Source organism: Bradyrhizobium sp. USDA 4538 (assembly GCF_024171045.1).
Lineage (GTDB): Bacteria > Pseudomonadota > Alphaproteobacteria > Rhizobiales > Xanthobacteraceae > Bradyrhizobium > Bradyrhizobium australafricanum.
In genome coordinates this window covers 663072-682602 of the sequence record NZ_JALJZE010000002.1, presented here as the reverse complement: position 1 = coordinate 682602, position 19531 = coordinate 663072, and the positions used below count along the sequence as shown (strand labels likewise).

The 19531-nt window shown below is 59.3% G+C and carries 25 protein-coding genes and 4 pseudogenes; 14 read left to right on the top strand and 15 right to left on the bottom strand.

Annotated elements, in window-relative coordinates; genetic code table 11:
- Window positions 1–324 precede the first annotated feature (324 nt).
- From J2R78_RS44420 to J2R78_RS44385, 9 genes and pseudogenes are all read left to right on the top strand, one after another.
- On the top strand, window positions 325–894 hold the full coding sequence (locus J2R78_RS44420) for a GNAT family N-acetyltransferase (protein ID WP_253610410.1): 570 nt from the start codon (window positions 325–327) through the stop codon (window positions 892–894).
- A gap of 101 nt (window positions 895–995) precedes the next feature.
- Window positions 996–1262 (top strand): annotated as a pseudogene (locus tag J2R78_RS44415) (transposase); the annotation flags it as partial.
- Between the two features lie 303 nt (window positions 1263–1565).
- A complete protein-coding gene (locus J2R78_RS44410) occupies window positions 1566–1961 on the top strand; it encodes a transposase (protein ID WP_253610411.1) in 396 nt (131 codons plus the stop codon).
- Window positions 1958–2113, top strand: coding sequence for an IS66 family insertion sequence element accessory protein TnpB (tnpB, locus tag J2R78_RS45590; RefSeq protein ID WP_375167180.1), 156 nt, complete (start codon window positions 1958–1960; stop codon window positions 2111–2113). Before J2R78_RS44410 ends, tnpB (J2R78_RS45590) begins: the two co-directional genes overlap by 4 nt.
- Before the next feature lie 103 nt (window positions 2114–2216).
- Complete coding sequence (locus J2R78_RS44405; protein WP_253610412.1) at window positions 2217–2903, top strand: hypothetical protein; 687 nt, start codon at window positions 2217–2219, stop codon at window positions 2901–2903.
- Window positions 2904–2934: 31 nt separating this feature from the next.
- On the top strand, window positions 2935–3360 hold the full coding sequence (locus tag J2R78_RS44400; RefSeq protein WP_253610413.1) for a tyrosine-type recombinase/integrase: 426 nt from the start codon (window positions 2935–2937) through the stop codon (window positions 3358–3360).
- Window positions 3361–3451: 91 nt separating this feature from the next.
- Window positions 3452–4384, top strand: coding sequence for a tyrosine-type recombinase/integrase (locus J2R78_RS44395; RefSeq protein WP_253610414.1), 933 nt, complete (start codon window positions 3452–3454; stop codon window positions 4382–4384).
- Entirely contained in the window at window positions 4381–4977 is a 597-nt protein-coding gene (locus J2R78_RS44390) for a site-specific integrase (protein ID WP_253610415.1), read from the top strand. Before J2R78_RS44395 ends, J2R78_RS44390 begins: the two co-directional genes overlap by 4 nt.
- Complete coding sequence (locus J2R78_RS44385; protein WP_253610416.1) at window positions 4937–5389, top strand: tyrosine-type recombinase/integrase; 453 nt, start codon at window positions 4937–4939, stop codon at window positions 5387–5389. Before J2R78_RS44390 ends, J2R78_RS44385 begins: the two co-directional genes overlap by 41 nt.
- A gap of 45 nt (window positions 5390–5434) precedes the next feature.
- Here J2R78_RS44385 and tnpB (J2R78_RS44380) read toward each other — a convergent pair whose 3' ends face one another.
- Window positions 5435–5581: an IS66 family insertion sequence element accessory protein TnpB gene (gene tnpB, locus J2R78_RS44380; RefSeq protein WP_076824769.1), complete on the bottom strand. Its 147-nt coding sequence runs from the start codon at window positions 5579–5581 to the stop codon at window positions 5435–5437.
- The gene (locus tag J2R78_RS44375) at window positions 5578–5928 is read right to left on the bottom strand and encodes a transposase (protein ID WP_253610417.1); all 351 of its coding nucleotides are present in this window, start codon (window positions 5926–5928) and stop codon (window positions 5578–5580) included. Before J2R78_RS44375 ends, tnpB (J2R78_RS44380) begins: the two co-directional genes overlap by 4 nt.
- A 231-nt stretch (window positions 5929–6159) precedes the next feature.
- Here J2R78_RS44375 and J2R78_RS44370 point away from each other — a divergent pair, with 231 nt between their 5' ends.
- On the top strand, window positions 6160–7593 hold the full coding sequence (locus J2R78_RS44370) for an IS4 family transposase (protein WP_069279857.1): 1434 nt from the start codon (window positions 6160–6162) through the stop codon (window positions 7591–7593).
- Between the two features lie 18 nt (window positions 7594–7611).
- Here the strand turns inward: J2R78_RS44370 and J2R78_RS44365 are convergent.
- The 12 genes and pseudogenes from J2R78_RS44365 to J2R78_RS44895 form a co-directional block, all read right to left on the bottom strand.
- A pseudogene (locus tag J2R78_RS44365) lies at window positions 7612–7923 on the bottom strand (sigma factor-like helix-turn-helix DNA-binding protein); the annotation flags it as partial.
- Window positions 7924–8174: 251 nt separating this feature from the next.
- Window positions 8175–8396: a helix-turn-helix domain-containing protein gene (locus J2R78_RS44360; protein ID WP_375167179.1), complete on the bottom strand. Its 222-nt coding sequence runs from the start codon at window positions 8394–8396 to the stop codon at window positions 8175–8177.
- A gap of 101 nt (window positions 8397–8497) precedes the next feature.
- A complete protein-coding gene (locus J2R78_RS44355) occupies window positions 8498–10561 on the bottom strand; it encodes a flagellar biosynthesis protein FlhA (RefSeq protein ID WP_253610418.1) in 2064 nt (687 codons plus the stop codon).
- 13 nt (window positions 10562–10574) lie between these two features.
- Window positions 10575–11201 carry a hypothetical protein gene (locus J2R78_RS44350; protein WP_253610419.1) on the bottom strand — a complete coding sequence of 209 codons (627 nt, stop codon included), beginning with the start codon at window positions 11199–11201 and terminating at the stop codon, window positions 10575–10577.
- Entirely contained in the window at window positions 11201–12514 is a 1314-nt protein-coding gene (locus tag J2R78_RS44345; protein WP_253610420.1) for a pilus assembly protein N-terminal domain-containing protein, read from the bottom strand. The genes J2R78_RS44350 and J2R78_RS44345 overlap by 1 nt, the downstream gene beginning before the upstream one ends.
- Window positions 12511–13125 carry a hypothetical protein gene (locus tag J2R78_RS44340; protein WP_253610421.1) on the bottom strand — a complete coding sequence of 205 codons (615 nt, stop codon included), beginning with the start codon at window positions 13123–13125 and terminating at the stop codon, window positions 12511–12513. The genes J2R78_RS44345 and J2R78_RS44340 overlap by 4 nt, the downstream gene beginning before the upstream one ends.
- A complete protein-coding gene (locus J2R78_RS44335; RefSeq protein ID WP_253610422.1) occupies window positions 13122–13469 on the bottom strand; it encodes a hypothetical protein in 348 nt (115 codons plus the stop codon). Before J2R78_RS44335 ends, J2R78_RS44340 begins: the two co-directional genes overlap by 4 nt.
- A gap of 76 nt (window positions 13470–13545) precedes the next feature.
- Window positions 13546–13977, bottom strand: coding sequence for a GNAT family N-acetyltransferase (locus J2R78_RS44330; RefSeq protein ID WP_253610423.1), 432 nt, complete (start codon window positions 13975–13977; stop codon window positions 13546–13548).
- Between the two features lie 68 nt (window positions 13978–14045).
- Window positions 14046–14333 carry a hypothetical protein gene (locus tag J2R78_RS44325; RefSeq protein ID WP_253610424.1) on the bottom strand — a complete coding sequence of 96 codons (288 nt, stop codon included), beginning with the start codon at window positions 14331–14333 and terminating at the stop codon, window positions 14046–14048.
- Between the two features lie 67 nt (window positions 14334–14400).
- Complete coding sequence (locus J2R78_RS44320; protein WP_253610425.1) at window positions 14401–14643, bottom strand: hypothetical protein; 243 nt, start codon at window positions 14641–14643, stop codon at window positions 14401–14403.
- A gap of 81 nt (window positions 14644–14724) precedes the next feature.
- Window positions 14725–15072: a hypothetical protein gene (locus J2R78_RS44315; protein WP_253610426.1), complete on the bottom strand. Its 348-nt coding sequence runs from the start codon at window positions 15070–15072 to the stop codon at window positions 14725–14727.
- A 570-nt stretch (window positions 15073–15642) separates the two neighbouring features.
- Window positions 15643–15969, bottom strand: coding sequence for a transposase (locus J2R78_RS44895; RefSeq protein ID WP_309145059.1), 327 nt, complete (start codon window positions 15967–15969; stop codon window positions 15643–15645).
- A 12-nt stretch (window positions 15970–15981) separates the two neighbouring features.
- Between J2R78_RS44895 and J2R78_RS44300 the strand changes: the two are divergent.
- Window positions 15982–16470, top strand: a pseudogene (locus tag J2R78_RS44300) (transposase); the annotation flags it as partial.
- A gap of 28 nt (window positions 16471–16498) precedes the next feature.
- Here J2R78_RS44300 and J2R78_RS44295 read toward each other — a convergent pair.
- Window positions 16499–17400: pseudogene (locus tag J2R78_RS44295) on the bottom strand (IS256 family transposase); the annotation flags it as partial.
- Between the two features lie 345 nt (window positions 17401–17745).
- On the opposite strand from J2R78_RS44295, the gene J2R78_RS44290 reads away from it, so the two are divergent.
- The 3 genes from J2R78_RS44290 to J2R78_RS44280 all read left to right on the top strand — a co-directional run bounded on the left by J2R78_RS44290 (window position 17746) and on the right by J2R78_RS44280 (window position 19477).
- The gene (locus tag J2R78_RS44290; RefSeq protein WP_253610427.1) at window positions 17746–18153 is read left to right on the top strand and encodes a hypothetical protein; all 408 of its coding nucleotides are present in this window, start codon (window positions 17746–17748) and stop codon (window positions 18151–18153) included.
- A gap of 46 nt (window positions 18154–18199) precedes the next feature.
- Complete coding sequence (locus J2R78_RS44285) at window positions 18200–19117, top strand: LysR family transcriptional regulator (RefSeq protein ID WP_253610428.1); 918 nt, start codon at window positions 18200–18202, stop codon at window positions 19115–19117.
- A 93-nt stretch (window positions 19118–19210) separates the two neighbouring features.
- Window positions 19211–19477: a hypothetical protein gene (locus tag J2R78_RS44280; RefSeq protein WP_253610429.1), complete on the top strand. Its 267-nt coding sequence runs from the start codon at window positions 19211–19213 to the stop codon at window positions 19475–19477.
- Window positions 19478–19531: the final 54 nt, after the last annotated feature.

Below are 19531 nucleotides of genomic sequence, written 5' to 3'. Positions count from 1 at the left end.
AAGCCACGGAGCGGGGCGAGAGGGCGTGAACTGACGCAGGCGAAATAAAAGTTGGCGCCGTCTCGATGGCCACAACCAGTTGCCAAAACTCGTTCTTGGTGTGACATTCAACGATGGGATCGAGGTCATCGCCAAGCCGACCGACCGTCAGCCCATAACCGCCGCCGCCTGACCGGCCTCGCCGTCACCAAAATTTGGCGATAGCTCGATGGTGTAACACCGGTACCTGGACGAGCCTCCGCGACTTCAAACTGGATTAAGCTTGGGGGCAAGGTCACCGAAGGACCGCTGACGAAAGCGCAGGAAGTCAGGCCGGAGGGTAAAATGGACGAACGCATGACCCCTAATAATACGGTCACCTTAGAAACGGATGAACTGATTCTAAGGTCACTGTCTATTGATGATACCGAAGATCTATTCCCAATTCTCAGCGATAGGAGCCTCTTAAGATACCTGTTCTCGGCATCAGAAACCATCGAGGAGGCTCGAAAACTTGTTAAGACCATTTCGGGGTATGACCGGAAATGGGCTACGTGGTTCGTTGCAAGGCTCAAGAAATCCGGTGCTGTATGTGGATCATTCATGTATTTTAGCGCTGACATCGTGAACAAACACGGCTCGATCGCCTACGTTCTTTTGCCCGAATTTGGACGGAGGGGGTTGGCGAACCAAGCCGTCCAAGCCTTAATCAGGCATATGTTCTTAGATCTCGGTTTTAACCGGATAGAGGCTGAAGTCGAAAAGGAGAACGTTCGCTCGAAAGCTGTTGTGGCTAAACTCGGCTTTACTCGTGAAGCCGATTGTCTCAGGCAGAGAGTTTTCCTCGCGGGAGAGTATCGTGATGTCGAGATGCACTCTTTAATTAGAGAAGATTGGGACAGATACGGTAATTAGCATTACAGTTGGTGAGAGCTGGTCGCGGAATTCTGCACAGGACGATAAGTGGAATTTCTGCCTGACAGCGGGCACGCTGTGCCTGCGAATCAGGAGCGACAATGAGCAGACGACCCCGCTGGAACCACTCAGGGGCCTTCAAGGCGAAGGTAGCTCTGGCCGCCGTCAAGGGCGACCGAACCATCGCCCAGCTGGCAGAGCATTTCGACGTCCATCCCAACCAGATAACGACATGGAAATCGCAGCTTGAGGCAGGCGCTTCCGAGATTTTCGGACCGGGAGGCGGGACACCGGCCACGCCCGCGGTGGACGTGAAGTCGCTGCACGCCAAGATCGGCGAACTGACGCTGGAGAACGATTTTTTGAAGCCGCCCGACGACGTCACCGGGATCACCTTCTCCTCGAAGTCGGTCGTGCGACCTTTCGGCAGCGGCGCCAGTGCTTCCTTCTCGAGCGCGATCCGCTTGGCGAGGTTGGCGTTGCGCCGGCCGACAATCTCGTCGACAAAAGCCCGGTAGGCATCGAGACTGGCGAAGTCGCGCGTGCCCCGCAGCAACAGCGCATCCTCCAGCGCTCGTTTGAGGGTACGCATCCGACGGGCGCCGTCTTGCGTGACGCGAGGTAATTCGCGAAGCGTGTAGCCTTAAGTCTAGCTTTAAGGTCATCAGGCGATGCGAGTCGAGGTTTTGGGCGGGCTGGAGCGGCGGCGGCGCTGGTCGCAGGACGACAAGGTGCGGATTGTCGAGGAGACATTGGTGCCGGGCGCGAAGGTGACTGAGGTTGCGCGCCGCAACGGAGTCGCGGCCAGCCTGGTGTTTACCTGGCGTCGACAAGCACGGACGTCAGAGCAGGTCGTACCATCTTTTGCGCCGGTGCAGATCGTCGCTACGGAGGTGGAGGAAACTGCGAAGCTTTTGCCTGCGGGTGACGGTCGGGTGCGCTCCGTAGCGTCCGCGCGTACTGGATTGATCGAGATTGATCTTGGCAACCGGCGACGCATCCGGCTGGATGCGCACGTCGACCCGGAGGCACTGGCGCGGGTCCTCGAGGTGCTTGAGCGCCGATGATCGCCATACCGGGTAATGTGCGGGTGTGGCTTGCGACCGGCCATACCGATATGCGCCGAGGCTTCCCGAGCCTTGCGCGTCTGGTTCACGAGAGCTTGAAGCGGGATCCACACTTATGTGTCGGACGAGATTATGTGGCGGAGGCGCTCTAACGCCAGCCCGGGCCGGCCACGGCTGGATTCCTCCGCCACATAATATTTCGTGCCCCTCGTGGCGACGCGGGATCCCCCTGCGCCGTAACGCCGGAGGGGCACAATGCTCGAGTTCTATTTTTCGTACCGCGGGGTGCTTAAACGCCTTCGTGACGGGGCGCTCGGCGCCGAGATGGATCGCATCGCGGGGCACTTTTTCTCGCTCGGTTACAAGCAAGCATCCGCTAAGCTTTATCTGAGCCGGATCGCGCGGTTCGGCCGTTTTGCTGCAGCACATTGCGGTTCACGGCCAATCGGCGAAGCTATCGTCGATAGCTATCTATGCACATTCACCACGGACTCACCACGGATTGCGGCAGTGTCTGCGATCCAACACGCGCGACGGGTGGCGCCCGAACGATTCATTGCTTCGACGCCCATTGTAGTCGATGATCCGGACGCTCCGCTTTTGCGCTCCTTTTCTCACTATCTGAGCAGGGTACGAGGCCTTGAGCCAAGGTCCCGCGATGGCGTTCTCTTGGGCGCACGGCGCTTTCTGGATTGGCTCCACCATCGCCATCCTGGCCAAGACCTCGAGGCGTTGACGGCAGAGCATGTCCTTGCCGCTGTCGAGTATCGGCTGTCGCTCTCGGCGACCTCCGGCACCTCGCACGGCGGCGATCTCTCACATCCGAACGTTTCTCCGCTTTCTGCATTGGGGTGGTCACCACGAGCAGGATCTGGCTCCCATCGTTCCAAGAACGCCATATTGGCGACTGGCCCATTTACCGCCCCAGCTTTCGTGGGATGATGTTCGCCGCGCCATCGATGCGATCGGCAAGGTGACGCCGATCGACCTTCGCGATCGAGCCGTTCTGTTGTTGCTCGCCACCACAGGCATTCGCAACGGCGAGCTACGCGCTCTTCAGCTCCGGGATATCGACTGGCGAGCTGGTGAGTTTTTTGTCCGGCGCACCAAGGGCAAGCGTGACCGAGTGGCCCCGCTCATCGAGGAGACCGGTGCCGCGCTCGCCGACTATATCCTGCGGGCTAGACCGAAGGTCGATAGTAAGCATCTGTTCCTGTCCTTCACGCCGCCCGTGGGACCATTCAAGTACGCGTCGTCTGTTTCAAGGATCGTGCGGAAGCGGTTGCAGCATGGTGGGATCGAGCTCGGTCGCGTCGGAGGCGCACATCTCCTGCGCCACAGTCTAGCCACCCAGCCGTCGGGCGACGAAGGCCGATCAACGAGGTCGCCGATCTTCTAGGGCACCGAAGCATCAACACAACGGCGCTGTACGTGAAGGTCGCGGCCTCGCAGCTCGCTGAGGTCGCGCTCCCCTTTCCGGGAGGCGCCGCATGACTGCCTTCGCCGCATTCCTCGGCGACAAGGTCGAGCGCTACATCGAGCTGCGCCGCTCCCTCGGCTACGCCTTCAACAAGCAAGCCGGCACGCTGCGGGCTTTCGTTCGCTACGTCGAGCAATCTCAGCTGGGTGCGCCCGCCACCCGGACGATGGCGCTGGACTTCGTCCTATCGTTCGGTGGCGCCGCCGACAGCCGCGCGGTCCGTCACGGCGTGCTCCGCCGATTCTACGAGTACCTGGTCCTCTACGCCCCCCAGACCGAGGTCTTGGAGCGCAAAGCTTTCCCGCGGTCCAGGGCGATTCCGCCGCCGCGCATCCTAAGTGAGGCTGAGCTGACGTCGCTTATCGACGCATGCAGCTTCATTTCGCCAGGGAACCCTCTCAGGGGCCGTACGATGGCGACGCTAATCGGATTGTTGGCCAGCACGGGATTACGATCGGGCGAAGCGGTCAGCCTTGATCGCGGCGACGTCGATCTGACCAACGGGATCGTCCTCGTCCGTAAAACCAAGTTCCGTAAAGACCGCCTGATTCCTGTTCACCCAACGACCCAGGCAGCCCTTCGTCGATACGCCCGTGAGCGCGACACCGTGTTTCCCAGGCCCAAAGGCGAGGCCTTCTTCCTCAGCTCGCGAGGCTGCCGTCTGTCGGCGACCGGCCTGCAAAGCAACTTCGCTAAGGTCCGCAAGCTCGCGGGTCTTGACAATGGCAAGCCTCTGCGACCGCACGATCTCCGGCACCGGTTCGCGGTGACCAGGCTCAGGCTGTGGCACCAACAGCGCGCAGACGTCCAAGCGCTGCTGCCCTTACTCGCCACCTACCTCGGCCACGCCAACTATAGCGACACAGCCTACTACCTCACCGGCTCGTCGGATCTCCTCGCCATCGCGGCTGAGCGCGCCTTCCTCGACGGAGGTGCGGCATGAACGAACACCTCCTGCTGGCGCCGCTCCTGGAGTCGTACTTTCGTCGCCGGTTGACCAAGCAGCGCAACGCGACCTCCGCGACCTTAGCCAGCTATCGCGATGCCTTGCGCATGCTGATCCTCTTTGCCGCCGCCCATTTGGGGAAGAAGCCGGCGGCGCTGGCCCTTGAGGATCTCGATCGGGACCTTGTTCTCGCCTTTCTTGACGAGCTTGAGGAGAAGCGGAACAACTCCGTCGCAACGCGCAACGCCCGATTAGCCGCGATCCGATCCTTCTTCCATCACGTCGCTGCCGCCGATCCCGCCTCGTTCGGCGTCGCCCAACGGGTTCTGACGATCCCCACCAAACGGGCCCACATCGAGGTGACGCATCATCTCACCAACGCCGAGGTGGAGGCCATCATCGCAGCCCCTGATCAGACGACGCCCCGCGGCCGGCGCGACCGGGCCTTTCTGCTCTTCTTGGCGAGAACCGGCGCTCGCGTGTCCGAAGCGACTGGCGTCAACGCGAACGACCTTCAGTTGGAGCGAGGACGCCCGCAGGTGCTGCTTCATGGCAAAAGGACGCCGAGATCGCGTCGTTCCCATTCCTAAGGATCTGGTGCGATCGCTGACGGACCTATTGAGCGAACGCGGTCTCGCCAATCATGAACCGCGGCCGATCTTCGTCGGGGTTCACAACGAGCGCCTGACGCGTTTCGGCGCGACACACATCGTGCGGCGTGCCGCCTCCCAGGCCGGGTCCACGAGGCCAAGCTTGGAGGGCAAGCCGATATCGCCGCACATCTTCCGGCATTCCCTCGCCATGAAGCTTCTCCGGTCAGGTGTGGACCTCCTGACGATCCAGGCTTGGCTTGGCCATGCTCAGGTCGCCACAACCCACCGATACGCCGCTGCGGATGTCGAGATGATGCGCCGGGGACTTGAGAAGGCGGGCGTCTCAGGCGACCGCAGCGCGCGCTTCCGGCCGAACGACACCATCCTGCAGCTGCTGGCCAACATCTGATTATTATGTGGCGGAGAAACCCTGAGTGGCCGGCCCGGGCTGGCGTTAGAGCGCCTCCGCCACATAATCTCGTCCGACACATAAGAACGGATCTGAGCCGGCATCGCGCACCAGCGCAACAAGGCCATCGATACCCTTGCGGAAGTCGACTGGATGGCTCGCCAGGAACACCTTCACGCCGGAGGGGATCATGCCGAACGGACCGCCCGGATCACCCGCTGCAACTGCGCCTCGTCGACGTCCACGCCGGTGCGCACGATCACCTCGCCAATGGCAATCTCGATCACCGCGCCTGCCACAGGCGCCACCACACCCTCGCAACTCGGGTGCCGTAAGCGATAACGCCGCCGCTCGGCCCGAGCGTCACGGCGCCAGGCGAACAGCTGCGACGGGTGAATGCCGATCCGGCGGGCGATCGCCGAGACGCTCGCGCCAGGCTCCAGCGCCTCCATCACGACTTGGGCCTTAAACTCGTCCGACCAGCGTCGGCGAAGCTGCCGCGGCGCTCCCTCAAGACGGTCGGCGACCGCTTCGATCATATGGAAGGTTCTAGTTCCAGAACTAGGCGCAGACATAGAAGCTCACATCGGCTCACAAACTTAGCAGCCGATAGCCGATCGTTCACCCCCTCCGCCAGACGGGGTCTCCTTGCTTTCAATTACCCACATTTGACGTCGGATTTGAGCGAGGCGCCGCGGGCGAAATCTTGAATCGGTAGAATCTGTTGTGATTCGTTGTTGAGCACCTGATTCGGAAGCGCGGGGTGCTCGATGGGCTTGGTGAAGGAACGTGCCGGGGCGCGTGCTCAGCGATTGACGACTGGTATCGAGACGTGGGTTGATCGGGAAGCTGCGGGATGCGAGTTTAAGGATGAGCGGCTTGGTCGCCGGTTCTGCAAATTGCTCGCACAAATCGGGAGCGACATGGGTCAAAGCATCCCGCTGGTTTGTCAGGATTGGGCCAACACGAAGGCCGCTTATCGCTTCCTCTCCAACGAACGGGTCAACGAGGCGGATATTCTTTGCGGTCATTTCGAGGCGACGCGCGGGCGCGTAGCGGCGACGGAGGGACCGATCCTCGTCCTCCATGACACGACGGAATTCAGCTTCAAGCGCGAGAAGCCGGATCTGATCGGCTTTACGGGTAAGACGGCAGGACGCACGCAGTGCGGCATCCTGATGCATTCGAGTCTCGCCGTGACGACCGAGGGGCTTCCGCTCGGACTGTCGGCAATCAAGTTCTGGACCCGCAAGAAGTTCAAGGGGACGACGGCGCTGAAGCGAAAGATCAATCCGACACGGGTGCCGATCGAGCAGAAGGAGAGCATCCGCTGGCTCGAGAATTTACGGCAATCGACCGACCTTCTCGCTGCTCCCGGGCGATGCGTTCATATTGGTGATCGCGAGAGCGACATCTATGAGCTGTTTTGCCTGGCCGAGGAGGTCGGAACGCATTTCCTGGTGCGAACCTGTGTTGATCGGCTTGCCGGGGACGGCAATCATACAATTGCCGACGAAATGGACGAGGTTACGATCAAGGGTCTACATCGGATCAAGGTCAAGGACGACAAAGGCGATCCCGACGACGCCGTTCTTGAGATCAGGTACCGCAAGATACGCGTCCTGCCGCCGATCGGCAAACAGACGAAATATCCCGCACTCACTCTGACCGTGATCCATGCTCAAGAGCGAGGAAGGCCGAAGCGGCGAAAGAAAATCGAGTGGAAGCTCCTCACCGATCTTCCGGTCCAATCGCGCAAGGACGCCATCGAGAAGATTGAATGGTACGCGTTGAGGTGGAAGATCGAGGTCTTCCATAAAATCCTCAAATCGGGCTGCAAAGCAGAGGACTCAAAATTGCGAACTGCTGAGCGTCTGGTCAATCTGGTCGCGGTCTTCTGCATTGTGAGTTGGCGCGTCTTCTGGATGACGATGCTCAATCGCTCCTCGCCGAATGCCGTACCGCAAACGGCGCTGACGGATCCCGAAATCAGGCTTCTTGATCATTTGGTGAAAGACAGGGGTGGTGATTGCTCTCGACGAAGCACGCTCTCGCACTATGTCGTCAAGATCGCGCGGCTCGGAGGATATTTAGCCCGAGCCAACGATCCGCCTCCAGGAAATACCGTGATCTGGCGCGGATTATCGCGGCTGACCGACATCGAACTTGGAGCCGCAATCGAGGCAACAATTATGGGTAATTGAAAGGTCTCCTTGCCGCTTACTCAGCGTCACGCCCTTGCGCTTGAGCTCCTGCGCCACCCGCGGCCACTCAGGCTCGCTCAAGTCCTGCGGGGGGCGCCCGACCCGCCGGAACAGAGCCCGCTGCAACGCCGCCTCGCTCGCGTAAATCGGCGGTAACGGCCAGCTTAAGCCCGCCTCGCGTGCCCGCAGCAGGTAGGTGGCAACCGAGCTCTTGCTGATCTGCAGCCGTTCCGAGATCTCCCGAACCGACAGGTCCTGCTCGTACGTCAGCCTCAGGATCGATCGTAGGTCCTTCACAGTGGTTCGTTTCGCTTGCTTCCGCCTCGGCATTGCCCCTCTCAAACTCAGCTTGAGAGAGAACATTGCCTGAACGGCGCTCCCGAAAACCAACCTCCCGCAACTGTCCGCGATTTAGCGGAATCCCTGTCCCGGAATTACTGAAATCGCTGTCCGCGAATTAGCGAAATTGCTGTCCGGAAATTGCCGAAACACGCACATATCTCCGGAGGCGATGAAGGTGTGTCCATCGGCGGCGAGCGCCGCCTTCAGTTCCGCCAATGTGCTGTCGGGTTTGGCCGCTATCAGCGCGAGAATGCGCTCAGCCTGCCCTTCGATCGCCTGCGAGCGTCGATCCCCGCCCTGCGGCTTCGCGTCACCTCACCTGTCTTTCGAGCTTGCGCCACCCAGCGGATCGCGCTCGACACGCCCATTCGAAAGTGCGCCGCAGCCTCTCGACACGACATGCCGCCCTCAACGGCGGCGACCACACGTTTGCGGAGATCAATCGAAAGAGCTGGCGCCATGCCTGCCGGCCTCCTTCACCAGCAGGCAGCTTGAATCAGACCCCTCCAGACTCCGGAGAGTAGGCGGCGCCGCAGCGCTCGCGGAGACGGGCGCGTCGTGCCTACTGAGCATCCTCCGGATCGGCTGAGAGGTAACTGACGGCATAAATAATCGTTTCCGGTACGATCTCCTGATAGGCGAGGACTGGCACGTAAACTCCGTGCTTGCGCAGCACGTTGAAAAGCGCGTGACGAACGTCCTGCTGGGTCATCAGCACGGGATGATACCCACGCCTAAACCCGTCACTGGCGATGTCCCGCGCCTGCTTCGCGATATTGGCAGAGATCGAGGGTTCGAGCACCAGGAAACGCCCTTCCTCCGTAATGCGCATTCCCTCCCGAAGATTGGCTTCCAGCGTCGGCGCAACAACAACAACGGGCAGGAATCCATCCGGCGCGAAGCGCTTGGTGAGGAATTCCGCCAGCGATATCCGCACTTTCTGCAGAAGGCTGGTCGCGTCCCGTTCCTGCGACCATTGCAGGAGGGCTTCGAAAATCTGGACGCGGCTAGAGATCGGGATGCGTTCACGCAGCAGCATGCGCAACACAGCGATGATCTGGTTGTTAGACAGGGCCTCCCGCAAATCCGCGATGAGAACAGGATTGCTTTGGCGCGTCTCGTTGATGATATCCACCGTGTTCTGGAAGCCGGCGATGCTGTCGAGATGTTCGATGACGACCATCTTGAGGTGTATGAACAGCTGCTCCTCCGGAGTCCAGTACTCGATGCCTTCCTCCTTCAACCGCACAATAGAGCGACTATCGACGATAGTGCCCTCACGCGGGCCGAAATCGGCAGCCGATGGAATTTCGAGAGCTTCCAAATAGCTTGGATTGGCCTTCACAAAGACAGTCCCGGGCCTCAATTGTCCCGTTGCGACCAGCTCCTGTCGAACAAAGACACGGTAGGTGTCCGCCTGATTATCCTCGATGGCAATCCTCCAGTACCCGAGGGGAACTCCGAACTCGGCTTCAGGGCCGGCGCGAACATTGTCGAGCATCTGGCAGAACCAGGAGACGTCGATCTCTCGGATGCCGGACGGCAGGACAAGCTTGATGGTCTCCATGGCTTTGGTACGCTGTTCGATCTCGGCGAACTTCCGCTCAAGGCTTTCCAGCTTGCGATCCCAGCTCGTCTCGGTCGCAAGAGCACGATTAGCGAGCATCCGATAGGTCCAAAAGACCCCGCCGGACATCGCGCCTCCGATAGCGACGAAGATCGCGGTCGGAAAGCCCGGAATGACCCCGAAGACTGCAATGACGACACCCGCAATGATGATCGTTCGCCCGTTGGCCAGCATTTGCTGGCTGATTTCGGTTCCGAGATCCATGCCCCTCGGATTGGTCACACGCGTAACGATGTTGCCTGCAGCGACGGAAATGAGGAGCGCTGGAATCTGGGCGATGAGACCGTCGCCGACCGTCAGCAAGGCGTAGAGCTTCAGCGAGTCACCAAAACTCATGCTTCGTTGCACCATGCCGATGGCAACGCCTCCCAGGAGATTGATGGCCGTGATGACGAGGCTGGCAATCGCATCGCCTTTGACGAATTTCATTGCCCCGTCCATCGAGCCGAACAGTTTGGCCTCACGTTCGAGGGTCTCGCGCGTCTCCTTGGCATCGGCCTGATCGATATTGCCCGCGCGGACATCCGCATCGACACTCATCTGCTTGCCGGGTAAGCCATCGAGCGTGAAACGGGCACCGACCTCCGCCACGCGATCGGCTCCCTTGGTGATGACAATGAACTGTACGACCGTAATGATCAGAAAGATGACCAGCCCTACCACAAGATTACCGCCCACCACAACCGCGCCGAAGGTCGCCACAATCTCCCCCGCATCCCCTTCGATCAGTATGAGGCGTGTCGTTGAGACCGAGATGGCCAGTCTGAACAGCGTCGTGACCAGCAGGACGGATGGAAAGGTAGAGAATTGGACTGGATTATGAAGCTGAAGCGAGATGAGCAGAATGATGATCGAGGCGCTGATGTTGAGCGTGATCAGCACATCCATCAGAAAGGCTGGCAACGGCACAATCATCATCAGCAAGACGAGCGCGAAGACGGTGATCAGAAAGATATCTTTCTGTCGGGCCAGCGTGGAGGCGAACTGCGCGATCGTCATGGTGTATCGCTGATCACGGTGGAGCCGCGGACTTGACAGGCGTGATCGACGGCACAATCGCGGCAGTCCCTCCGGGAGTTCCGCGCAATACCGTCGTTTCCGTCCGGTCGGCTTTTTCGGCCGCCTCAATTGCCTTTTTCACTATCCGGACATAGACGGAGGGGCCGGAAATGAGCAGCACCCGATTGCGGGGATCGAAACGATGCAGAAACCTGGTCTCGTAGAGATCGAGCCGTTGCAATATCTTCAGAATGGCGGCGCCGTCGTTCTGCTTCAGGAAGAAAACTTCCGTTTCGACATTGCTGACCGGCGCGACATGCAGGGTTGTGCCATCGAAGAACCAGACCAGCCTGAACTTCGCCGCCAATTGATCGAGATAGTCACGCCGAGTCAGCACACCTTCCGATTTTTCCGAGATCTTTCCGGTGACGGCGGCATCGACATTGACCCCGATGCCAATGTTGTTTCCGAAAAAGCGGATCGCCGCCGCCAGATCTTGGTTGGTGCTGATGAAGGGGTAGATCGTTGCCGCATTGGGCAGTTCGGCGCCAACGGCAGATCCTGCATGGATCACCCCCCATGCCAGAACGAGGGGGCAGGCAACTTTCGAGGCAAGGGTCACAAGAGGCACCGCGCCCATCAGTAGAGAAACCCCGCAGGACCGATGATGCGGATGGAAGCGGGGTCGCCAGATCCGGACGCCATGACCTTTCTCGACAGGATGAACTCGAGATTGTTCTGTAGCGGGCGCACGATCTGCGCGACAGCCGGCTTGTCGAGGTCGTCGAAACGGGGCGTCACAACGATGATCAGGTCTTTCTGCAAGGATTCGATTTGTTCACTTCCCAAAAGGGTTCGAACGAACTCTGACGTCCCGTTCGATGGCTTCGGAAGCGCAGCCGAGGTTTCCAGACGCGACAACCCGCCAATGACCGTGCTGCGGCCACCCTCCAGTTCGACATTCGTTGTCAGCTTGCGCGAGGCAAGATTGGGAAAGCTGTTCCCGTTGATCTGCCGCGCGGTCGCCTGCATATTGGAAACGATCGAATTAATCTCAAGAGCTACCCTTCCACCCGGCATGATAATAGGAAGGAAGGTCACGTTTATCCCGACAAACTTGAAGTCGATTCCAAAGCTGTTGAGGCTGGCGCTGTTGGCGATGGCAAATGTCGGAATGGCAATTTCTTCGCCAACGGAAAAATCCGCCTTCCTGTTGCTGACGGTGATCAAGGTAGATTCCGCGACAATGGTCGCAACGCCATTCGCCGTCAATAGGTTCAATGTTGCATTCAGACTGGCCGTGCTTCTGGTGAGCGTCTGCGTCGCCCCCGTCCCGGAAATGAGCGCGAGCCAGTCGATCCCATACCGCTCCAGCTTATCCCGCGCCACTTCGAGAAGCTTGACGTCAAGGCGGATCAGCTTGCCTTTGCGAACGACCAGCTCGTCGATCAGCACGCTATCCGGGACGCTGCTCTTGAGGCTCGCGATGACATTCTGGCGTTCCAGTTCGTCATCGACGACGCCCGAGATGAGGATGCTGCCGCGGGCGGAACTTATGGAAATATTCCCGGCCTTGAGGCGCTGTGCTAGCATGCGCCTCAGTTCGGACACCGGATGAATGACGACAACATCGTATTTGAACAGCGTTTTCCCGGACAGGTCCGACGCAATGAGCGTCGTTCCACCGGGAGATTTTCCATAGATGAACAGCGCGTCGCCGGGCGACTTGCTCACATCGGCAATAGCGGGATCGGCAACGAAGACGGATTCCGCATTCTGGACCCCCTCCAGCTTCATGCCTTTCCCGACTTCGACCATCAACCGCCGCGATTGGGCGAAGGCCTCTGTACAGACAAGAACGGTTACAACCAGCAGCATCGCCCGTACAATTCCCGCCCACAAGCGGCCGATCCCCTTCCGTGGCGCATGCGTGGAGCCGTATGCAGTTCTCATGTCGCCGTTCCCTTCACCCTGGCCATCTGCGATCGAAGCAGGGCTTCCGAGCAATGGACGTTGCGCACCCAATCGCTCGAAGACAGGATTTTCGTCAGTTTCAGAAAAGCTCGGTAGCTGATATGCGTGGCAGCTTCGGATGAACGCATTTGACTTGCCGTCAGCATCAGCTGGTCATGCGAGTTCTTGACCGAAAGCAGTCGAGCGCCGCCAGCATGCGCGATGGCGCTCTCGCCACCGAGACGTTCGGCGTTCTGCTTATCGCGCAGGCCGAAAAGAAGGTTCGCCGAGTCCTGATCGACCTCGGTGCGGAACACCGGCTTTGCCGTTTTCCACCTCGGCTGCGAAGAGATGACGGCATCTTTCAGTTCCGGCACCGCCCTCTGGCGAGCGCCTCCCAGAGCGACGGCCAACGCTTCCGACGTATCGCCATCCTGTGCCTCCGCGAGCATCGCTGCATAGGAAGTGGAAGGCTCAGCGCCCTTCTCGCCGGGAGAGCGCTCCTCGATGTACAAGGCTTTCCGCTCGGCCTGATGCGTTGGCCGAAGAGGCTGCTCCTGCGCAACGTAAGTGCCGGGCATCGGCCCGGTGTTACGGAGTTCGTGTGTCATGTCTTCCGCTCTGCCTTGAGATAGGATCGAACGGCCGCACGGCGCTCACTCGCCGGCTTCGACGCATGCAATGCGAGCCGCATTTTGAGGAATGACACGTTCGGCGTGTCCACTTGCGCGGACTGGATCACGTCGATGGCCTCGTCAATCCGGCCGTCGAGATAAAGGGCGTAAGTGTAGATTTCGCGCAGGCGCAAATCGTCCGGAAACATCGACACGCCGACGCGTCCGTAGAGCACGGCTTTCGCGATAAACTGGCCCCGCAAGCTAAAGGAGGACAGCAACAACAGGACGTCTGCGGCGAGGGAATGGTATTGCTCTGATCGATGACGATGTCTGGGCATCTATGCCTGCCCCACGAAGCAGCGTGCGTAGATTATGCTAGATTTGAACAATGCGATGCCCATCTGCGTCACGCTCTCAGGCCGCGGGCGGCAAACGCATGTAATAACCAATATCCGCCCGGGAGAATCCAAGCCGCTCCATTGTCTCGCTCGGCTCCGGCAGAGTCAGGAAGACATATTCGACCTGTTTTGCCCGCGCCCAGCGCATGTAAGCCCGGAACAGGCTGAAGCCCCTCCCGCGGGCCTCCGGACGCGTGTACCAGATCAGTTCATGCGCGACCTGCACCGTGGAATAGGGCGTCACGCCGAGTGCAGCCAGAAAAAAACCCTGATCATCGTCCAAGATGAGCAACAAGACATCGTCGCTCTTCATCGCGGCGGCGAGCGATTCCATAAACATATCGGGCTCATAGGGAAGAGCTGCCCCGGCCCTGTGTTCGGCGCGGAAGGCCGCACATAGCGTTTTCAACACCGGCAGATCAGAAGGTGTTGCGGGTCTTACGGACATGATTTCTGTTCCGTTTGACGGCAAGGGAAACAAACACGCTCTAAACGAAAGCGAATCCGGCCAAGATATCAGCCTATGTTTTGCTGTATCTTCGAGATGAGACTGAATTTGGAAGAGAGCGCCCCCATCAGCCGCTGACTCTTCGCATTGGCGATGGCCCGATCAGCCTGATAAAAAGCCCCTTCTGCACGCTGCTGTGTCAGTTTTCTTCGGATTTCATCATCTATCCGCCCGAATTGCGTCAACTGCGCCGCCCTTTGGGCCACCATCTGCTGGTTCAATTGCTCCACGACGGCAGGAACACCGGCATCAAAGGCTGCTCCGGTGATCCCCGGCTGAAGTATTGGCAGAGTCATGGTAGAATTCCCTTTTTAATTGGAAAAGCCTCGCACCGGATGGGCCGGTGCGAGGCCTATCGCGACCTCAGGCGCCGGAGGAAGAATCCAGCTTCTGCGTCGTATCCTTCAATACCGCCGCTGCGTCGGCCTGCGCTTCATTCGCGCGCTTGGTCTGATCATTCGCGAGGGCGCGCTGGGACTCGTTCTGCTTGGCCGCGAGCTGCTGCTGATGCTCCTGACGCGAATTCTGCATCGACATCGCACTTTGTTCCACCATCTGCTGTTTAAACTGGGCCTGCTGCGCGGCCATAAGAGCTGCTGCCGTCATTGGTAAGTTCCTTTCGATTCTGTGATTGGATGGAGTTTGCGAGAAACTGTCGCGTCTCAGACGTACAATTCTCGTCGCTGCTTACTGGAAGGAGAGATTCGGAGCGTACCCCCTGGAATCACGCTCGGAGCTAGAGATGCGCGCCGTCGCCAGCTCTCCTTTCGCTTCGTTGCCATTAGGCGATTGCAATGGGCCACGTCCGAGCGAAAGCCCATCGGGCGCAGCGTTCCTGCTCGCACTTACGCCAGCCGAGTTGTTGTCCTGGGAAAATTGCTTCATCATGTCCTTAAACTCTTGGTCGCTCTTCTTCTGCCGCTCCTCCATACGGCGCAGGAATTCCTTGTTTTCGGCGGATTGCTGTTCCTGGGTCTTCTGCAGTTGCTGCGTATTCTGCTGGTCGCGTGCAGCCTGCGCCTGCTGGGACAGCATATTAGTTATCATAGAGATAATCACTCTATTCTCCCTTGTTTGCCTTGTGAATGCCGATGGAGACCGTCTCCAAGCCAGCAAGAACGTAAATAAGATTGGACCAATAGTGGCATCATAAATTCCTAACTCGGCGACTAATGACCTTGCCCCCATATGTGGAACGGTCCGCGTGGCAAGAGCTTTTTCAGTCGATTTCACACATTGGAACGGTGCGGTCATATGTCCGGCCGTTGCGCGCGGCACATGGCCGCTGGCCTCGATGAGATCCGCGGAACGAGGAGCTAAATCAAGTTTACGCGCTTGAGCGCATTGGGGGCAGTAGCTTCACTCGTTTCGGGATTTCGTCCCATGGGTTCATCGGCTGTTGTTGCACCTTGCCCTCTGCCGGCCTGCGCCGGTCAGATCGCTTTGGCGGTCACTGCGTCCATCAGACGGCGGCCGCGGTAGTCGACAGCGGGTCGGGACGCCGGTACGTCCCGCCCTTGTTCAGAAACGCCCAAATGATCCGCGCAGTCTTGTTGGCTTGCGCGACCGCGACAACCTTGAAGGGCCGTCTGGCGAATAACGCCTTCAACCACGGTCGCGCCCGAGCGTCGTTTCGGGCAGCCGCCCGGCACAGGATCGCTCCGTCGCGCAAACCGCGATCGCGCCAGCAGATCGAGTTGGCGACGTCGACGGCGCGCTAACCGGAATAAACGCCGGCGCAATCGGCGCCCGCGCCTCCGCCGGGCCATTGCCGCTCTGAAGTTGTCGCTTGGCCAGCCACTTGCGCAGCAGGTTCGCGTTCACGCCGTGTTGCAAAGCCAGCCCCGCGAGCGACCCGCCAGGCCGCAGACAGACTTCGACCAGCTGTTGTTTGCTGGCCGGGCCATAGCGACGCCGGCCATTCCGCAACACACCGAGCGTCTCACGCGGCGGCAGCGCTGCTGGCAGCACAAGACCGTCAACGTGCTCAACAAGGTTCCGAGCTCCGTGCAGGGCGGCATGAAGAAGGCTTTGCAGGACATCTGCATGGCGCCGAGCCGAGCTGCCGCGGAGCTTGCACTCGAAGCCTTCGCCGAGAAATACGGTGCAAAATATGCGCGCGCAGTTGATTGCCTGGCCAAGGATCGCGACGATCTGCTGGCGTTCTATGACTTCCCTGCGGAGCATTGGATCCACTTGCGAACCACCAATCCGATCGAAAGCGTGTTCGCCACTGTGCGGCACCGGACGGTTCGGACCAAAGGATCGCTGTCGCCGCAGACCGCGAAGCTGATGGTGTTCAAGCTCATCGATGCTGCGTCCAACACCTGGCGCCGATAGAAAGGAACAAATCAGTTGCCGAAGATCATCGCCGGTGTCAGATTCGCCGACGGCATCGAGGTCATTCCGACCCAGCAAAGCCACGCCGCCTGATCGGCTCCGTCACCCAAATTCAAGCATAGCTCAGTGCAAGCTCCGCGGCAGCTCGGCTCGGCGCCATGCAGATGCCCTGCAATGCCTTCTTCATGCCGCCCTGCACGGAGCTCGGAACCTTGTTGAGCACGTTGACGGTCTTGTGCTGCCAGCAGCGCTGCCGCCGCGTGCCGGGGAAGACTTCATCCAGCGCCTTCCAGAAGCCGAGTGTGCGCCAGTTCTGGCGCGACCTGCAGTCCGCGCCGACGAATGTCGATCAGAAGCTCGCGCCAGCTCTAGGCGCTCTCACGCACGCCGACCTGGAAGCCGATCAGCTCCTTCTTGCCCTCGGGCGTCGCGCCGATCAAAACCAGCATGCATTCGCTGTGGTCCTCCATCCGGGCCTGCAGGAAGACGCCGTCGGCCCAGACGTAGACATAGCGCCGCGCCGACAGATCGCGGTTCTGCCAGCGCTCGTACTCGCCCTGCCATTGCGCCTTCAGGCCTGAGATCACCGATGGCGACAGGTTCGGCGCATCCTTTGCCGAGCAGCGCCGAGAGCGCTTCCTGGAACTCGCCGGTCGAGATGCCGCGCAAATAGAGGATCGGCAGCAGGGCATCCAGGCTCTTCGTCCGCCGCGCCCACAGCGGCAGGATCGCCGAGGTGAAGCGGATCCGATCAGCTCCGGCCGCACCGCGGTCTCTGACCTTGGGCCGGGCGACCTCGATCGCGCCGATCCCCGTTGCAATCTTACGCGCAGGGCCAAAGCCGTGCCGCACCACCCTAGCACGGCCATCCGGCAGCTTCAGCTCCGCCGTCGTCGCTAGAAATGCCTGCAGCTCAATCTCGACGGCCCGGGCGAGCAGCTCACGGGCTCCGTTCCGCAGAATTTCTGTCAGTGGATCATCAACCGCAGACGGCTGACAAGGGCAGGATGGAGTCTCGTTCATGGCGTATCGCTCTCCTTGAGAGGTTCTGGCAGGCTCGACACCCGCCTCGATACGCCGCCTCTCTCAACCCGTCATCACCCACTTTCCCGCATAGCTCACTGAGTGGGCCGGGCAGGCATACGTTCTCTGAAAAAAGGCGACCGATAACAAAACTTTGCTAACCGATCATCACAGCGCGTCTGCATTGAAGCATAGTAGCGAGGTTGAGTGATGGATGTTAGCTGTTACGTCGCGGGTCTTGGCGTGAGCCTCGTTAGTCGACCCTGACAACATACCCCATCGCTCTCCGCTCCCCTGTCGCCAGACAGGTTCGAAACTCTTCAGAGATTGAAGGAGGCGACAGGGATGCTGAAGATCGCTTGCACTGCCAACCATCGTCTTGCAGATTGGTATGAGAAGAGCGGGATCGCGCGTTTCACCGAGAGAATGGAACGTCGCGCCAAAGGTTATATCGAAATGTCTCGCATCCATCGCAACGAGCTGTTCGGAACGTTCTGCGCTATGGACACGATCAGGATCGTCAGCAGCAGTGGTGGGCCGTTGAACTTACGGCTCAATATGCGCTCTGCCTTTCATGCGAACAATTCTCCAAGCAACGCGGACTCGTACCTAGGCAATTGCGCTACGAATGACCTGCAAATGTGGGCACAGAGAACGTTGGAGGCCAAAAAAGCGTCGCAGGAACGTCTCGAAAGAGGCGGAGGATTTGGCGAAGAACCGGCGTTTCCTTGCTGCAAGGGCGTGCGAACATAGATCGGAGACCGAAAACAAAACCAATCGTCAATAGGTTATTGACACCATGCAAACTCTGAGCCTCAAGAAGATATGCATCTTCATCGCAGCCGCCGAGACGGACAGCTTCACTGAGGCGGCCCGCCAGTCGAACATCTCACAACCGGCCGTGGTAAGCATCGTCGACGAGATCGAGGCGATAAGCGGGGAAGAGCTTTTTGTTCGCCATGGCAAGGTGCGTTGCGCCAAGCTGACCCCGCGCGGCAAGGAAACCTATGATGCGCTGGTGCAAGCCAAGACCTTTTACGATCAGGCGCTCCGCTCTATCAGCAAAGCGAAGAAAACGCGCTGCGAGCACGGCGTCCTGATCCAAGCGCCCTATGCCTCGGCCGTCTCCCCCGATTGGCTGTGGCGTCTGATATCCGGCTACACGGAGGGTGGCGTCTCCATTCGTGTGACCGATTGGCACCAGATCCTGGCGACGATCGAGAAGCACGACAGGTGCGTGGCGCTCATCGATGGTGAGGTCTGCCCTAGGAATCGCGAGTATTTGCCGCTTGGCAGTTATGAAATGGTGTTAGTGACCTCGAATCCGAGCGTTTTGGGCAGCGCTGACAACAACGTAATCTCGTGGACGGATGTTCCCAAGTATACGTTCATCTACTCAGGCATCAATCCCACCACAAAGGACCGCATCTATCAGACTTTGAAAATCGCGACTGACGCCAGTAAGGATCACTTCATCGAAGTGAATAGCCGCAGCATCCTCCAACAATTTTTGATTCAATTCAAAGGGACAGCCATCATTCCGACGATTGTTTCCAATTCTCTGCAGATGTGCGACCACCAGTTGCGGAGTCTGCAATTCTCGCACTCTCGGATTTACGTGCCGCTTGGGCTGGTCATGCCATTTGGCCACTGCGCCCGCCTCAAGATGAAGCACTCGGACTTGCAGCAGGCCTTTGATCGGATGTACGTGCCCTGAGGATGTGCTGGCTTAGAATCGGCTGAACGCAACTGTCAGCCCGTCGCGTCCTGCTCCTTCAGTGCCCCTTCACACCCAGTCTTAGAAGCAACGATGATCGACAATGATCTCGGCAAATTCCCGGTCCATATGACCTTTGTCGGAGATGTGTTTACTTTCTCTCATGCTGAGGTCGCGCGCGTTGCATGTCGTTTTCGAAACAATTCGGACCTGCTAGAGGCCCTGAGCCAAGTGAAGAATGCGATTTCGGTGTCCGAGCTTCCTGACGAGGACAGAATGACGCTGATAAACCTGCTCGATGAGGAGCGACAGATCATCTCGTTCTCGATGATCGCCCGCAACAGCGTCATTGCCGTCTGATGTGGCTCTCCGCCTGTGATCCGTGGGGATAGCTCGCCCGCTCTTTAGCCGTCC

Excerpts from the sequence above, each read along its gene's own strand:
- J2R78_RS44420 (WP_253610410.1), top strand. The coding sequence starts at position 325 with ATGGACGAACGCATGACCCCTAATAATACGGTCACCTTAGAAACGGAT.
- J2R78_RS44410 (WP_253610411.1), top strand. The coding sequence starts at position 1,566 with ATGCGAGTCGAGGTTTTGGGCGGGCTGGAGCGGCGGCGGCGCTGGTCG.
- tnpB (WP_375167180.1), top strand. The coding sequence starts at position 1,958 with ATGATCGCCATACCGGGTAATGTGCGGGTGTGGCTTGCGACCGGCCAT.
- J2R78_RS44405 (WP_253610412.1), top strand. The coding sequence starts at position 2,217 with ATGCTCGAGTTCTATTTTTCGTACCGCGGGGTGCTTAAACGCCTTCGT.
- J2R78_RS44395 (WP_253610414.1), top strand. The coding sequence starts at position 3,452 with ATGACTGCCTTCGCCGCATTCCTCGGCGACAAGGTCGAGCGCTACATC.
- J2R78_RS44390 (WP_253610415.1), top strand. The coding sequence starts at position 4,381 with ATGAACGAACACCTCCTGCTGGCGCCGCTCCTGGAGTCGTACTTTCGT.
- J2R78_RS44385 (WP_253610416.1), top strand. The coding sequence starts at position 4,937 with ATGGCAAAAGGACGCCGAGATCGCGTCGTTCCCATTCCTAAGGATCTG.
- tnpB (WP_076824769.1), bottom strand. The coding sequence starts at position 5,581 with ATGATCCCCTCCGGCGTGAAGGTGTTCCTGGCGAGCCATCCAGTCGAC.
- J2R78_RS44375 (WP_253610417.1), bottom strand. The coding sequence starts at position 5,928 with ATGATCGAAGCGGTCGCCGACCGTCTTGAGGGAGCGCCGCGGCAGCTT.
- J2R78_RS44370 (WP_069279857.1), top strand. The coding sequence starts at position 6,160 with ATGGGCTTGGTGAAGGAACGTGCCGGGGCGCGTGCTCAGCGATTGACG.
- J2R78_RS44360 (WP_375167179.1), bottom strand. The coding sequence starts at position 8,396 with ATGGCGCCAGCTCTTTCGATTGATCTCCGCAAACGTGTGGTCGCCGCC.
- J2R78_RS44355 (WP_253610418.1), bottom strand. The coding sequence starts at position 10,561 with ATGACGATCGCGCAGTTCGCCTCCACGCTGGCCCGACAGAAAGATATC.
- J2R78_RS44350 (WP_253610419.1), bottom strand. The coding sequence starts at position 11,201 with ATGGGCGCGGTGCCTCTTGTGACCCTTGCCTCGAAAGTTGCCTGCCCC.
- J2R78_RS44345 (WP_253610420.1), bottom strand. The coding sequence starts at position 12,514 with ATGAGAACTGCATACGGCTCCACGCATGCGCCACGGAAGGGGATCGGC.
- J2R78_RS44340 (WP_253610421.1), bottom strand. The coding sequence starts at position 13,125 with ATGACACACGAACTCCGTAACACCGGGCCGATGCCCGGCACTTACGTT.
- J2R78_RS44335 (WP_253610422.1), bottom strand. The coding sequence starts at position 13,469 with ATGCCCAGACATCGTCATCGATCAGAGCAATACCATTCCCTCGCCGCA.
- J2R78_RS44330 (WP_253610423.1), bottom strand. The coding sequence starts at position 13,977 with ATGTCCGTAAGACCCGCAACACCTTCTGATCTGCCGGTGTTGAAAACG.
- J2R78_RS44325 (WP_253610424.1), bottom strand. The coding sequence starts at position 14,333 with ATGACTCTGCCAATACTTCAGCCGGGGATCACCGGAGCAGCCTTTGAT.
- J2R78_RS44320 (WP_253610425.1), bottom strand. The coding sequence starts at position 14,643 with ATGACGGCAGCAGCTCTTATGGCCGCGCAGCAGGCCCAGTTTAAACAG.
- J2R78_RS44315 (WP_253610426.1), bottom strand. The coding sequence starts at position 15,072 with ATGCTGTCCCAGCAGGCGCAGGCTGCACGCGACCAGCAGAATACGCAG.
- J2R78_RS44290 (WP_253610427.1), top strand. The coding sequence starts at position 17,746 with ATGCTGAAGATCGCTTGCACTGCCAACCATCGTCTTGCAGATTGGTAT.
- J2R78_RS44285 (WP_253610428.1), top strand. The coding sequence starts at position 18,200 with ATGCAAACTCTGAGCCTCAAGAAGATATGCATCTTCATCGCAGCCGCC.
- J2R78_RS44280 (WP_253610429.1), top strand. The coding sequence starts at position 19,211 with ATGATCGACAATGATCTCGGCAAATTCCCGGTCCATATGACCTTTGTC.